Origin of the sequence: Oribacterium sp. FC2011, from assembly GCF_000701645.1 — a bacterium.
Lineage (GTDB): Bacteria > Bacillota > Clostridia > Lachnospirales > Lachnospiraceae > Oribacterium.
The window spans coordinates 34,547-49,108 of sequence record NZ_JNJM01000005.1 but is presented as its reverse complement, the minus strand read 5'-3'; the positions used below and the strand labels follow the sequence as shown (position 1 = coordinate 49,108).

General features: G+C 42.9%; 13 protein-coding genes. 12 read left to right on the top strand and 1 reads right to left on the bottom strand.

Translation table 11 applies throughout. The features are described from left to right. Positions 1 to 24: 24 nt before the first annotated feature. Positions 25 to 657 carry a DUF1836 domain-containing protein gene (locus T357_RS0105325; protein ID WP_242840063.1) on the bottom strand — a complete coding sequence of 211 codons (633 nt, stop codon included), beginning with the start codon at positions 655 to 657 and terminating at the stop codon, positions 25 to 27. 168 nt (positions 658 to 825) lie between these two features. On the opposite strand from T357_RS0105325, the gene T357_RS0105320 reads away from it, so the two are divergent. From T357_RS0105320 to T357_RS0105260, 12 genes are all read left to right on the top strand, one after another. Further along, positions 826 to 3,363, top strand: coding sequence for an ATP-dependent helicase (locus T357_RS0105320; protein WP_031549511.1), 2,538 nt, complete (start codon positions 826 to 828; stop codon positions 3,361 to 3,363). A gap of 91 nt (positions 3,364 to 3,454) precedes the next feature. Further along, positions 3,455 to 3,772, top strand: coding sequence for a hypothetical protein (locus T357_RS0105315; RefSeq protein WP_081828061.1), 318 nt, complete (start codon positions 3,455 to 3,457; stop codon positions 3,770 to 3,772). Positions 3,773 to 3,869: 97 nt separating this feature from the next. After that, complete coding sequence (locus tag T357_RS0105310) at positions 3,870 to 5,270, top strand: class I SAM-dependent RNA methyltransferase (protein WP_031549506.1); 1,401 nt, start codon at positions 3,870 to 3,872, stop codon at positions 5,268 to 5,270. Between the two features lie 112 nt (positions 5,271 to 5,382). Continuing rightward, positions 5,383 to 6,354, top strand: a complete 972-nt coding sequence (locus tag T357_RS0105305) for an alpha/beta fold hydrolase (RefSeq protein WP_031549504.1) — start codon at positions 5,383 to 5,385, stop codon at positions 6,352 to 6,354. 177 nt (positions 6,355 to 6,531) lie between these two features. Beyond that, positions 6,532 to 8,463: a hypothetical protein gene (locus tag T357_RS0105300; RefSeq protein WP_031549502.1), complete on the top strand. Its 1,932-nt coding sequence runs from the start codon at positions 6,532 to 6,534 to the stop codon at positions 8,461 to 8,463. A gap of 84 nt (positions 8,464 to 8,547) precedes the next feature. Next, positions 8,548 to 8,718 (top strand): hypothetical protein, encoded by a 171-nt coding sequence (locus T357_RS21115; protein ID WP_155991254.1) that lies wholly within the window; start codon positions 8,548 to 8,550, stop codon positions 8,716 to 8,718. Between the two features lie 234 nt (positions 8,719 to 8,952). Further along, positions 8,953 to 10,209 carry a substrate-binding domain-containing protein gene (locus T357_RS0105290; protein WP_081828060.1) on the top strand — a complete coding sequence of 419 codons (1,257 nt, stop codon included), beginning with the start codon at positions 8,953 to 8,955 and terminating at the stop codon, positions 10,207 to 10,209. Positions 10,210 to 10,211: 2 nt separating this feature from the next. After that, complete coding sequence (locus tag T357_RS20040; RefSeq protein WP_031549499.1) at positions 10,212 to 11,714, top strand: GGDEF domain-containing protein; 1,503 nt, start codon at positions 10,212 to 10,214, stop codon at positions 11,712 to 11,714. A gap of 76 nt (positions 11,715 to 11,790) precedes the next feature. After that, a complete protein-coding gene (locus T357_RS0105280; protein WP_031549497.1) occupies positions 11,791 to 12,033 on the top strand; it encodes an AbrB/MazE/SpoVT family DNA-binding domain-containing protein in 243 nt (80 codons plus the stop codon). Continuing rightward, positions 12,034 to 12,339 carry a type II toxin-antitoxin system PemK/MazF family toxin gene (locus T357_RS0105275; RefSeq protein ID WP_031549495.1) on the top strand — a complete coding sequence of 102 codons (306 nt, stop codon included), beginning with the start codon at positions 12,034 to 12,036 and terminating at the stop codon, positions 12,337 to 12,339. It begins immediately after the preceding gene. A 59-nt stretch (positions 12,340 to 12,398) separates the two neighbouring features. Then, the gene (locus tag T357_RS0105270) at positions 12,399 to 13,115 is read left to right on the top strand and encodes a hypothetical protein (protein ID WP_031549493.1); all 717 of its coding nucleotides are present in this window, start codon (positions 12,399 to 12,401) and stop codon (positions 13,113 to 13,115) included. A 359-nt stretch (positions 13,116 to 13,474) separates the two neighbouring features. Further along, positions 13,475 to 14,536 (top strand): GTP pyrophosphokinase, encoded by a 1,062-nt coding sequence (locus tag T357_RS0105260; RefSeq protein WP_197027305.1) that lies wholly within the window; start codon positions 13,475 to 13,477, stop codon positions 14,534 to 14,536. Positions 14,537 to 14,562 lie beyond the last annotated feature (26 nt).

The following is a 14,562-nucleotide window of genomic DNA, read 5'->3' as shown; positions in this document are numbered from 1 at the left end:
GCATCTTTACTTTTTCATGAAAGACTATTTTTTCTTCATAGCTCTTTCGGCATTCTGCCTTTCAAGCTCTTTTTCATGAAGTCTGTCCGCGATCTTCTCCATAAGGAGTTTCTTTATAAATACATCCAACCCAAGCTCACACATAAATGAGAAAAGCTGAAGTTCCTCACGATCTTCGTCTGAAAGATCCTTGAACTTAGGGTCATCGGCACTGAAGGAATGAAGGGAAATTCTGTTCATTTCTTCAACTTCGTTAAAGATACGGCTCTTTTCGGCAGCCTCCATGGTAAAGACTTCGTTGTAGATATCTGTGAGACTTATGGAAGACTTTCCGCCGAAATACTTATCATTAAGAGGTTTCAGCAGTGCCTCGATATCATTAAGCTGAAGCATGCCCTTGTAGTAGTAAATAAAGAGAAGAACGAGCATATGATCCCTGTTGTATCTCTTTTTATCAGGTGGAGGCAGGAGCTTGTTTTTGGCATAGTTGTTTATCATGGTTTTGGTCAATGCCTTATCATCGTGATGCCGCTTTATAGGGTCGAGATTTCTCTCCATAAACCCTGTCACCTGATCCATATAGAGATCGAGATTCGGAATATCCTCGGACTTTATATAGTTAAGGGAGTGGAAATATTTAATTATTTCATCAATCATTGTTTTATCCATGCGAACAAGTATAACATAATCTATTTTTTGTCACAATACGTAGTTATAAAAACTACGTATATCTAAAACTATAAACAACGTAGCGAAAGAGAATGACTTATGCTATAATCAACCAACATATGTTTTGATAAAAATATATTTATATATAGGAGAATCATGGAGAATCTTGAAAGCATTTTAAATAAAGAACAGTGTGAAGCCGTACGGGAAACAGAAGGACCTTTACTTGTACTGGCTGGAGCGGGATCCGGAAAGACCAGAGTTCTGACCCATCGTATAGCTTATCTTATAGAGAATTGTGGTGTGCAGCCATGGAACATCCTGGCCATAACATTCACCAACAAGGCAGCCGGTGAGATGAGGGACAGAGTTGACAAGATAGTTGGGCTCCGGGGCAGAGAGGTCTGGGTATCTACCTTCCACTCGATGTGTGTACGTATACTTCGACGTCATATTGACAGACTAGGGTATAATTCGGATTTCTCAATTTATGATACGGATGACCAGCGCACAGTTATGCGTAAGGTTTTTAAAGATCTAAACATTGATTCTAAAAACCTGAAGGAGCGTGCGGTTCTGGCTGCGATTTCAAAGGCAAAGAATGAGGGGTTGACACCGGTTGAGTATCGCGATCAGATTTCAGGTGGAGATTACAATGAAAAAAAGATAGCTGAATGCTTTACCTTGTATGAGAAAATACTTCATCAGAATAATGCTGTGGACTTCGATGACCTGCTCCTGAAGACGGTTGAGCTGTTCGATACAGAGCCGGAAGTTCTTGAGTATTACCAGGAGCGCTTTAAGTATATCCTGGTAGATGAGTATCAGGATACCAATGACATCCAGTTTAACCTTGTGGATAAGCTTGCGGGGAAGTACAAAAACATCTGTGTTGTTGGTGATGATGATCAGAGCATTTACAAGTTCCGTGGAGCAAATCTCGAGAATATCCTTTCCTTCGAGAAAAGTTTTCCCGGGGCAAAGGTCATAAAACTTGAGCAGAATTACCGTTCAACGGAGAAGATCCTTGATTGTGCCAATGCTGTCATCGCCCACAATACCGGACGCAAGCAGAAGCGCCTCTGGACCGATCATAAAGGTGGAAAGGATGTCACCTTTAAGGAATTTGACGGAGCCAATGATGAGGCCAATGCTGTTATCCGTGAGGTAAAGGACTGCGGAAGATCCTATCACGATCAGGCCATCCTTTACAGAACCAACGCCCAGTCACGACTTCTTGAAGAGCAGTGCATCAAGATGAATGTCCCCTATCAGATCATCGGTGGAGTTAACTTCTATCAGAGACGTGAGATAAAAGATGTACTGGCATACATGAAGATAATTGCCAATGACTCTGACAATGTGGCATTTGAACGTATCATAAACGTTCCCAAAAGAGGTATAGGTGAGGCCACTCTTGAAAAACTCAGGGTTTTTGCTGCAGCAAATTCCACTTCGGAACATACGGTTACTATGTATGAAGCGGCTACAAAGGCAGGGATCATTGGCATAGGCGGAAAAGCCGGAAAGATGCTTCAGGAGTTTGTTAACATGGTGGAGAACTGGAAGGATAAGCTCCGCTATGCAGGTTACCTCAATGAAAAGGCAGTGGATGAGGATAGTTACTCAATTCAGAGGCTTATTGAATCCATCAGGGATGACTCAGGTTACGGAGAAGAAATCAAGCTTGAAGGTGTCGTAGAAGCAGAGACAAGGTTCCAGAATATCGAAGAAATCATTAGCAAGGCATCTGACTATCAGAAGAATGCAGAGGAACCTAAGCTCAGTGAGTTCCTGGAGGAAGTTTCACTGGTTGCTGACATTGACCGGAAGGACGACAATACGGATCTCGTTACACTTATGACCCTTCACGGCGCAAAGGGACTGGAATTCCCGAAGGTTTATCTGGTGGGTATGAGTGACGGACTCTTCCCGGGCTATAAATCCATGAACGAGCATGATGACCTGGAAGAGGAGAGACGACTTTGCTACGTGGGCATCACGAGAGCACAGGATGAACTGGTCATGACTTCCGCAAGAACCAGAATGGTCAACGGCAACTACGAGCGTATGAAACCCTCCATGTTCATAGATGAGATACCGGATGAGTTATGCCAAAAGACAACCTTAAACAGATACGGCGAAGACGAGATGCCGTTTGCGGATGCTTTTGGCGGAGGATCTTTCGGAGGAGGTTCCTTCGGAGGCAGCTCCTATGGTTCCGGAAGCTACGGTGACTATAGAAAGAGCAGGCGTGAAAATCAGAGATATGATGAACGCGACGAGTACCGCCATGACGATGATTTCGGTAATGTTATCGGCGGCAGAGGCAACAGCCATTCCGGAAGAAACAGCTCCGGAGGTTTCTCAGGTGGAAGCTCCGGCGGCTTTGGCGTGAACAGCTACGGTTTAAGCGGCATGGGTTCAACGGGGTATACAGGCAGAAGCGGTTCCTCCTATGGCTCAGGCAGAAAGTCAGGTTCCGGAATTCCCAAGAGTCTTCAGACAACAGGTGTCCAGAAATTAAGCAGCCTTGACTATAAAGTTGGCGATACCGTAAGTCACATTAAGTTTGGTAAGGGAACAGTACTTTCAATAGTCGATGGCAAAAAGGATTATGAGGTTACTGTTGATTTTGAAAAGGCCGGACAGAAAAAGATGTTTGCAAGCTTTGCCAAGCTGAAGAAGATTTAACAATATTTTTATTATTTTCCAGGTTTGATGGTAAAAATACGTCATAAATGTTATAATTTCCTCATATCAATAAAAAGATCGGAGGTATCTCATGGACAGATTTGATATCGAAGCGTTAAGAGATAATGCAAAGGAACTTACACATAATATTAAAGCTTACAGAAACGATGCAAGAGATCAGGCAGAGCTTCTCCTTCAGAAGCTGAAATTACAGAACTACATGGAGCAGAAAAGGGATGATGAGAAGCTTAAAAAAGTTCTCATGACACTTCTTGCTATCATAGGAATTGTTGCATCCATAGCTTGTATCGCATATGCTGTATATCGTTTCGTAGCTCCTGATTATCTTGAGGACTATGATGACTATGAGGATCCTGAAGAGGATGATGACGTAGTTGTTGAAGATTAATCGAAACTTGGAGATTAGTGTTTTAAAGTCTTCTGACTCTGTTTGGAGTTGGAAGACTCTTTCTTTTCTTATATTTATATTTCAAGGAGATTTATAGATGGATTTATGTTCCAATGCAGAGAGATGCGGTGGATGTTACTATCAGGGTACATCCTATGACGACGAGATCAAAATAAAAGAAAAGCAGCTACATGAGCTTTTAGAGCCTGTAATAAGAACCGATGATTATATATTTGAACCGATTGTGCCATCACCTGTAAACGAAGGTTATAGGAATAAAATGGAGTTTTCCTTCGGGGATTGTGAAAAAGACGGTCCGCTTACATTGGGACTTCACCAGAAGCACAGCTTTTTCAACATTATCAATACTGACGGCTGCTCACTTACACATAAGGATGCAGACTATATCGTCAGAGCCACAAGAGAGTACTTCTCAAAGCTTGAGATCACCTATGAGCATAAGAAAGCGCATGAAGGGTATCTGAGACATCTTCTCTTCAGAAGAGCTGTTAAAACAGGGGAGATACTTGTGGACCTCGTGACTACTTCCCAGTGGGACAGTGCCATGAGAGTTCCGGCTCCTCAGGAAGTGATCGAGCAGCGTGCAAAGGAACTTGATGAGTGGTTCAACAGAAGATACAGTCCCAAGGCTCAGAAGAAGCATAAAAAGCCGGAGCCGGACAAATACATAAGAGTCAAACCATCTGTGTCAGAAGAGGAGGTTCTTGAGGGCTGGAAGGATATGCTTTTAGGACTCAAGGAGGATGGCAAAATAGAGGGAACCTTCGCAGGTATTCTTCATACCATCAATGATTCCCTTGCCGATGCAGTCACCGATATGGGAACCACAGTGCTTTACGGAAAGAACTATTTCTATGAAGAGATACTGGGACTCAGGTTTAGGATCACACCTTTCAGCTTCTTCCAGACCAACTCTCTGGGAGCAGAAAAGCTTTACAGCAAAGTAAGAGAGTATGCAGGCTTTAGTGAGCTACAAAAGGAACAGGAAAGTGGAGACATTAAAAAACCTGTTATCTATGACCTTTATTCAGGAACCGGAACCATTACCCAGCTTATGAGCAGTGTTGCCTCAAAGGCTATCGGTGTGGAGATAGTTAAGGAAGCCGTTGCTGCGGCAAGAGAAAATGCTGAGCTTAACGGAGTAACCAATTGCGATTTCATCGCCGGGGATGTCCTTAAGGTTATCGAGCAGGGCGGAAGACTCATAAAAGAAGACGGCACCTATGAGGACGCACCGAGACCTGATTTCATCATACTTGATCCACCGAGAGACGGTATTCATCCGAAGGCACTGACAAAAATCATAGACTACGGCGTTGATAAGCTGATCTACGTTGCCTGCAAGCCAACCAGTCTTGCAAGAGATCTGACCCCGCTTCAGGCCGCTGGCTACAAGGTTGAGAAGCTTTGTCCCGTTGATATGTTTCCGCGAACAAACAACTGTGAATGCATCGCATTACTGATGAAAGATAAGTAGCATAGTTATCCACCGGGGACGGTTCTCACCGGAGATAACCGTCCCCGGTGGGTGTAACCCGGGCACCGCACCGAAAACGCCGTTTCCCCGGAACCATTATGGTGAGTTGTATATGAAAAAGAAATTATCTAGTGTTTTGATTTTGATTCTGCTTTACATATGTGTTTTAACCGGATGTAAAAAAGAGGTTAATATCTCTGAACAAAACAACAAAGCAGAGACTACTTACGAATATTCTGAATATCCTTTGGAAAGAAACGGATTGAATCTTCATCTTGATTGCATGTCCGTAAGCGGAAAGGAAACCGGGAAGGACATCCTTCTTATCCATGGAGTTACGTACTCGTCAAATGAGTTTGATACCGATTATGAAGACTACAGTCTGGTGAGAAAACTGGCTCAGGACGATTATAGCGTATGGCGACTGGATATCGCGGGATTTGGTCAGTCTGAAACTGTTGAAGACGGCTTTGTTCCTGACTCTGATTATGCCGCAGAAGACATAGATGCAGCTGTAAACAAAATAATCGAGGTGACAGGACATGACAAAATAGATGTTCTGGGATGGAGCTGGGGAACGGTGACCGTCAGCAGATTCGCTTCGAAAAATCCGGATCATATAAGAAAGCTTGTTTTATATGCACCTATCCTTACAGGTGTGGGTGAATATGAAGTGACAGAAGCATTTCACCACAATACATGGGAACATGCAGCGGATGATTTCCAAAGATGCGAGGACGGAACATTTGACTACTCTATAGCAGACAAGAACGTCATTGAGATATTCTGTTCAAACTGCTGGCACTATGACGGGGAGTATAGCCCCAATGGCGGAAGAAGAGACATTTGCGTATCCAAAGACACAGATTTGATCGACCTGAAAAAGCTGAAAAATCCAACGCTGATTATTTGCGGAGGAAATGACCCGTATCTAAACTATGATAAAATTCATGGCGCAAATGAAATGTTACCGGAGGGTTCGGAGGTTCAGGTGATTGACGGTGGTTCTCATGTGATCATGATTGAAAAACCGTATTATCATGAATTCTGGGACAGACTGATACAATTTTTGGATAAAGAGTAAAAATAAGAAGAGGGCAGATAGTTATGGCAGCATAGCTACCTGCCATTTTTTTGTAGGTTGATAACATCATTTTATATAGCAATAGACTATAAACTCCGTCTCCATAACCCTGAAAATACGATATACTATTATCTGTAATCCATAGAACATGGATCAAAGGAAGTGGAGAAAAGAAAAATGAGAAAAAAGACCATATTAACAGCGTTAATGCTGATATCAGCGGACCTGCTCCTCGGTGGATGCGCAGGCAATGTACCGCAAAGCCCGAAAGACAGCACACTGCAGAAAGAAAGTACACAGCAGAGTGAGAGCGCCGGGATTGAGGGCTCCGGGAAAAGTGATTCTGCGGAAAATGCAGACCCCTCAGGACCAAAAACAGACTCGGATTCAGAATCCAAAGCAGACTCAGGCTCACAAGCAACAGATGCAGACTCAACCACAAAAACTGACTCAGAAACCCTCAAAGTCCCCGCTTCAGAAAAAGACCTTTTCACCTTTATGTCCGGCGAATGGAATCTCATAAATCCTGTAACTCATGAGGATTATGCTCATATCGAAATCTCGGACAACGGATATTTCAAGTACGGCTATACAGACTCTGATGAAAGATGTACCGGAGTGTTCACGCCGGATCACCAGTACAAGGGAGAAGAGAACGTACCTCTGTCATTCGCTCTCAGTGTGTCGGGCCTGGATAAGATGACATTTCCCGACACGGGATATCTTGCTCCGGACGACGGATACAATTCCACTTATGCGAAGCTGTATTACGGAAACTGCGACGGAGAAGACTACATATACATGGAGGAGACAGGAAACGGAGATTCCTTCATGAGTTCCGTGCTGTTCCAGGATCCCAAATATCCGGACGAGACATTTTCACTTGGCTCAAACTCATTTATCATGCACAGAGAGAGCAGCAAGGCTGCTAATGCTTCTGCCGAAACTGATACCTTTTACGCATGGATATGGAAAGCCGACGATAGCGGCATCTGGACTCAGGAGATGAAGCCCCTTACCTGGGATGATGAAAATGAATACACCGGAAACCCATACACCGCAGCGGCCTTTATGCCAAAGGAAATGGGTTCCAAATATTATAAGTATTCCAACAGTGTCAACAAGAAGCTGCTCCTCAACGAATACAATCTCGAGCTGGATTTCCCGAGATATATGTGCAGGCTGACAGTTAACTCAGACGGCAGTCTCAAGGATATCGAAGAGGTGGATAATGCTTTCTACGGAATGTATGACTTAGGAGACCTGGAGCCGGAAGTAAGCTTCGAGGGAATGACATTCCACTTTAAAAACAAGTTTTATGACCTTTCCAAACTGGGAGCAGGCAATGCCATCCTGGACGTGTTCCACGCATACGGTAAAGAAATCATAGATTGCCATGTAAGCCCGCACATGAGTGAATACTATATATATGACAGATTCCTGGGGGAGCTTTGCCCGGAGACCATACAGGGCACGAATCTTATCTGGCTTGATGATGATTTCACGACTGCCATATATTCACAGGGGAATGACGTAAGAGACCTTTGCGGAGATCTCATGTATCATTCGAATTATGATGAGATCCTGGACCTTGCCTTCATAGAAGATGGCAAAAAAGTCAGATGTTCGGCGATCAAATCAGGGGATAGTAAAACCTATGAAGAAGTCTTCGAAATGCCCGAAAGACTTGATGGTGCCATGAATGCTTACTGCACGTTTGCAGACTCTGGAAGAGCAAGCGACTACAGAAAGTTCATGGAGTATGCTCCTAAAGACGCTGTATTCTTTGTTGTCATTGACCCTCAAATCTGGACCCGGAATGTATTTAACATGCAGGAAGTAATCGAAGAAGATGCTTTGAACGATGTCCTGGTTGTTGCATTACAGGATGATACCACATCGGATGTGTATGAGGGCGATAAGAAGATTACCGATACCTGGTATCTCAATAAGGAGCGATGCGGCAGATACAAAATGACTGTATCCGAAGGCATGCCCCGCTACACCGTCAAAGTCACCACACAAGATCAGGGAAAAGAGAAAACCAAAGATTGGCCTGTAACAGAATTCAGCGGAAAAACCTACACCCATTGCAAGTTTTTCAGTTGAGAATCGCACCCCCGTCTCACAAACACCATAAACATCGGCAAGAATGTTTCAGGCACGGGACCGCATATATCCGATTACAGCATTTTGGAAGAGATTTACAAAGATGGTATCATACAGTCCGACGGCAGCATCCTTGTATACCGGCCGACACTGTATTTTGACGTGGACCCGGAAAACGAGATATATTATTCAGAGAACGGCGTGCTTTACACTAAAGCAGACGGAAAGCCCGTGCTGTACGAAAGTTCAAACTAAATTCACAGATCCCACACCGGATTCAACTACCGTTGTGGGATCTGATTTTTTAGGTACAATGCAAACCGGATGGACCATGAAACCCGTCCCCCGGGACAAACAAAAAAAATACTGATTTAAGTTGAATTTTTGTCGATATAAAAAATAATAATGGGCAGAAAGCGGATATCAATCTGAGGTATTACGAAGAAGAGAAGCTTTCTGCCGGGAAGTATTGAAAAAAGAGGCAACTTAATGCAGAAAAATAAATTTTGGAAGTTATATATATTGATTCCGGTATCGGCAATTGTGCTTTCTTCAGGGGCTTGCTCTCCTGGGCATCCCGGGAAGGTTTTAAGTGTGACTTCACCTCCTGCTGATTCAACCGGAAAAGCAAATTCAACCGGAACAGCAGATTTAACCGGAGCAGCAAATCCAACCGGAACTGTAAATCCAACCGGTACAGCAGATTTAACCGAAGCATCAGCTACATCCGGCAAAGCTGATTCATCCGGTTCAGCCGGTACAGTTTCCGGTGAGGATACATCAAAAGATGCAGAACCTGTTAGAAGCGCAGTAGATTTTGATCATGAGCTGGATTCGTATATTCCGAAGAAGTATCATTATAATTTTTATTTCACATATAAAACCGTACATCCCTGGTGGGATGCCGTAGCCCTTGGTATGGAAGAGGCCCAGAGACAGTTTCTGGATAAAGGGATTACTGTTACTTATGAGTATATGGCACCGGAAGGGGCTTCTGCCGAGGATCAGACAAAACGTCTGCTTCAGGCAGAACAGAAAGACTATGATGTGATAGGCGTGGATGTTGCAGACGAGTCGGTCATATCTCCGGTTATTGACAGGATGATCGACGCAGGAACAAAAGTAATGACCTTTTCAAGTTCGGATGCAGCCGATGGTTGTAAAAGGATAGCATATGTCGGAAACACACATAATTATGAGGACGGTGTGGACTTGACGGAAGCCCTTTGCGAAAAGCTTCAGTATAAAGGTAAAGTAGCCATACTTGTGGGGAACAAAGGTGCTCCGTGTCATGAAGACAGGGCGAGGGGTGCCCGGGATACTATCGAAAAGTACGCTGACATGAAGATCGTGGCCACGGAATATGATATGGACTCTGTAGATCTGGCATACGGGCTTACACTGAATATCCTGAAAAAGATCCCTGATCTTGACGGCATTATCTGTTGTAATATGAGTAACCCCGTAGGCGCTGCCAGAGCCATCAAGGAAACGGGCAGCAAAGCAGTTATTGTGGGCATGGATCATGATCAGGAAGCATTGAGATATCTTGATGAAGGAGTGATTTACTGTCTGGGAGTTCAGGATTGCTATTCAATAGGCTTTGATACACTTCAGGTAGCAGTAAAAATTGCTGACGGAAATCTGCCGGGAGAGTTATTTCCGGACAAAACAGATGAGATAACCACTGTTATTTATCAGAAAGACGCGGCATTGATGCTTGAACTGCTGTATGGTGATATTTGAAGATGAAAAAGAAACAGATAACGAACAGAACATTTTTGCTTACAGCCATAATAGGCAGTTTGCTTATAATTGTGATGATAACTTCCAATGCAATCTGGTCATCAAATCAGACGCTATTACAGACAGAGGAAGCAGTTTTAGCTGTAAGCAATTTTTATCTTGAAAACATAGCTGACCGTCGAGCTCAGACAGTTGAAAGTCGAATCGACAGCGAATTCAGTCAGATGGAAAAGGCGCTTGACTTTATTCGGGACGAAAACATTGAATCACAGGAAGAATTAAGAACTACACTTGGTAAAATCAGAAATCTGTTGTCCCTTAACCGTTTTGCACTGGTAGATCAGGATGATGTTGTGTACACGCAATATACAACATATACCGGCAAAAGCAGACATGAATTTTTATCAGAAGAGAAAATGGAAGATCGTACCATCAGTACAGTTTCCCTTTACGGCTCCTCCAAACAGCTGTGCCTGGCTATACCGACGCCGGATCTTACTATCTTAGGTAAACGATTTAAAGCATGCTTTATCCAGATAGACATAAAAGACATCATTGACCTCCTTGCGGTTGATGATCAGGGCATAACATATTTTGCATTATATTCAGTAAACGGCAGCAATCTGTCAGGAACGGAACTTGGTCCGGTAATTTCAGATAAGAATATATTTGAAGCAACAAAGGGACTTGTTTCCGAGGATATATGGAAAGAGAATCGCGAAAACTTTCTAAATGATGCAGGTGGAAGCATGTCGTATTCCTTCAACGGTGTAACTGAAACGATGTGCTACGTTCCTCTTCTTAACACAGGATGGGAGTTTGCTGTTTTGATCCATGAGAGCGTTATCCTGAGTGAGATCCGTGACATCAGTGAGAAAAACCTTACAGCCAACAGGGATCAGATTGCTTTCACGCTTATAACGGTGCTGCTTTTCGCGACTGTTCTTTTGCTGGAGTTAAGGGCGTTATCAAAAGATAAACTTGACGCAGAAAAAGAATCAAGAATGGCTTTTCAAAATCTGGCAAACACAGACTCCATGACCGGCGTAAGAAATAAGCATGCGTATACAGAGTATGAACATTCGCTGAACCGGAAAATCCATGATGGTGAACTCAAGCACCTGGCAGTGGTTGTTTGCGATATAAACGGTCTTAAATATATCAATGATACATTGGGGCATGCAGCCGGTGATAAGCTTATAAAGGATGCCTGTGTAATGATATGCGACATATTTATACATGGTGCAGTCTTCAGAATAGGCGGAGATGAGTTTGTGGTAATACTTCAGGATAAAGGCTATGATTCCATGAATGATACCACAAGCACTATGAACAGGAAAGTAGAAGAAAACATACCACAAAACGGTGTCGTTGTGTCGATTGGCTATGCCGTGCTGGAAGAGGGAGACCACCATGTCCGGGATATATTTGAAAGAGCCGATAAAATGATGTATGCGCGCAAGCAGGAACTTAAAGCTATGGGCGCGAAAACCAGGGAATCCTAATAACCACCGGGGACGGAATATTAGTTGATTTTTTAACCCTGCGGATATACGATGTATATACAAGGAGGAGATACATATGCAGACTCAGGTAAAAATATGGGGCAATAGTCAGGGAATCAGAATCCCTAAGGAAGTGCTTCAGGAAGCAGCTATTTCTGTAGATGATGTTCTCGATGTAAAGGTATCTAATGGAATGATAATGCTTGTTAAACCTTTCAGACATAAAACATTAGAAGAACGCGCTGCTGAATACGATGGAAAGCTTAATTTGGACGGTGAATTTGACTGGGGTGAAGCGGCAGGAAGAGAGATTTGGTAAATGAACGAAGAATTAAATCAGGGAGATATTCTTAAAATCGAGCATATCAGAAAACCTGTTCTCGTTGTAAGTAAAGATTTCTTTAATCAGACCTTTGAAATAATTGGTTGTCCTATTTTTGAAACAGGTGAAGCAGGACCATTGCATATACATATTAGGGCTGAGAATGTTGAAGGTTATGTACAATGTGAGAAGCTGGCATTGCTTGATTTGAATGCCAGAGGCTATACGAAAATAGATAGAATACATTATCCGGATATCATCAATATAACTGATGCTATTCAGGGTATATTCGACTACATTTGATGTGAGATTCATGGGAGAGGAGATTACAGATTTATTTTCTAAATTAATGAGAGGTTGTTATGAAAAAGAAAAGTATAATTATAATTGCAGCCGTTGTTGCTGCGTCGCTTTCTGCATGTGTAGGCAATAACAGTATCGCAGTACCTGAAGCAACTACCAATGCCGAATCAAGTGTTACCGAGTCAACTGTTTCCGAATCAATCAATGATCCTTCGACTCAGCCCGATGCAAATATGCATGAGGACGAAACAATACCTGAGGAAAAGATCGATATCGATATAAGTGATTGTAAAGATTTTGAACAGGTTATCGATAAACTCGAAGCTGATATGGGATATGCTGAACTAAAGATAGGTGGTACAGATGTGCTGCTTGTGACGCCCGGAACATTCAAAGGTGATGATAAAGGTACCAGAGCTGCTACTGTTGCAGAGGTATACTGGATAGATAAAGATAATAATTTAAAAGATGGTGGTCATGTCAGATCCGGAGGCACTGCGAATCCCCTCACCGCCGCAGGAGATTACATTTATGCCAGCGGACATCATTATGTAAAGAGGTATACATTAAACGATGATAACCTCGTGATCGATCTTGAGGCTTCAGAAAAATTTGATGAGAAGGGTAATGTCACCTATTACCTCCGTTCAGAACTTCGGGATGTTGATGCAGATGCAAATGGAGAAGTTAAAGACGATTCTGCGCTCAATGATTTAAATAAAGAAATGTATGAAGCAGATATTATCGGATTTACTGTGATATCAAAATCAAATTAGACGTGCTTATATGGTTCTTGTAGATGACGAGGATCGTGAGTACGGAGTCAGTATCCACCGGGTACGTTTCTCGCCGGCGAGAAACGTACCCGGTGGATTTTTTAGTGTTGAATTTTCTTCCGAACATATGCTATATGTAAAAATAATTTTCAAATTCTTAATTAAGCTGACAATATTTGTAGTATACTAAAGACTATAGGAGAAATGGGTTATGTTTGAAGTGAAATTTGGAACACCGAAACCGGTGACTTTCAGGGAATACAGTAAATATGGCGATAATGTGGTGGAGTCAGACCTCAATGATTTAGACCGGTGGATAACCGGAGGATAGACACTCGTATATACATATGGAGACGGATATGATTTATACCAGAGATCGGGAAATAGAAGATTTGATAGAAAAATACCGGGCATTGGAACCGGTTATGGAAGAGCGTCTTAATGATACTTTAAGAGAGCTTGGCAGCTCAGTCATCTACGGCATCACCCATAGAATCAAAACAGTGAAATCCGTAAAGGGAAAGCTGGATAGGAAACCGGACAGGTATCATAGTGCTGAGGAGCTTCGTGACATCCTTGGTTTTCGTGTTATTTGCTATTTTGAAGAAGGGATAGATATGGTCGCCGGGAAAATTGCGGAAGCATTTCGCGTTGACATGACGAGATCAAAAGACAAAAGAAATCTCATAGACCCGACTTCCTTTGGATATCTTTCACTTCACTATATCATCGCACTTCCGGATAGTGACGAATATCCCGAAGAATTTCGTGATATGTGGGTTGAAGTACAGATCCGCACCTTACTTCAGCACGTTTGGGCAGAAATAGAACACGATATCGGATACAAATCAACCTTCACAACGCCACGTGAGGTTAGAAGGAATTTTTCAAAAGCAGCAAGTCTCCTGGAAACAGCTGATGATCTTTTCTCAGGAATTCACAAAAGTCTGGTTCATTATAAACAGGAAGTTATCAGCAGTATAGAAAACGACTGTGCCGACAATCTGTATCTGGACGCTATAACCATCGCTGAGTTTACAAAAAGAAGCAGATTCTATCAGAAGCTTCTCAAGGAGATAGCAGCCATTACCGGAGCCACTGTAAACGAAGCGAATCCAGAGTCACAGCTTATCCAGCTTGATTTCCTTGGAAAACGTACACTTGGGGACCTCGTTCAGATGATCGAAAGAGAGCATGATACCGCACTCCGCCTTGCTGAAGATAAGCTTGGCGGTACAGACCTTGAAGAGCTTTCCTCCACCGTCGCCTATTACTATCTTTACAGGGCAGAACTTGTAAACAGTGACTGCAGTCCCGAACGGATCAGGGAGTTTCTGTCACTTACCTCAAAGGATCCAAAATATATTGAAAGAAATGTGCAGTGGATACTGAAGGTTCGTTCCGACAACAACTCCGTATAACCATATGGAAGTGCCCGCTTACCCGT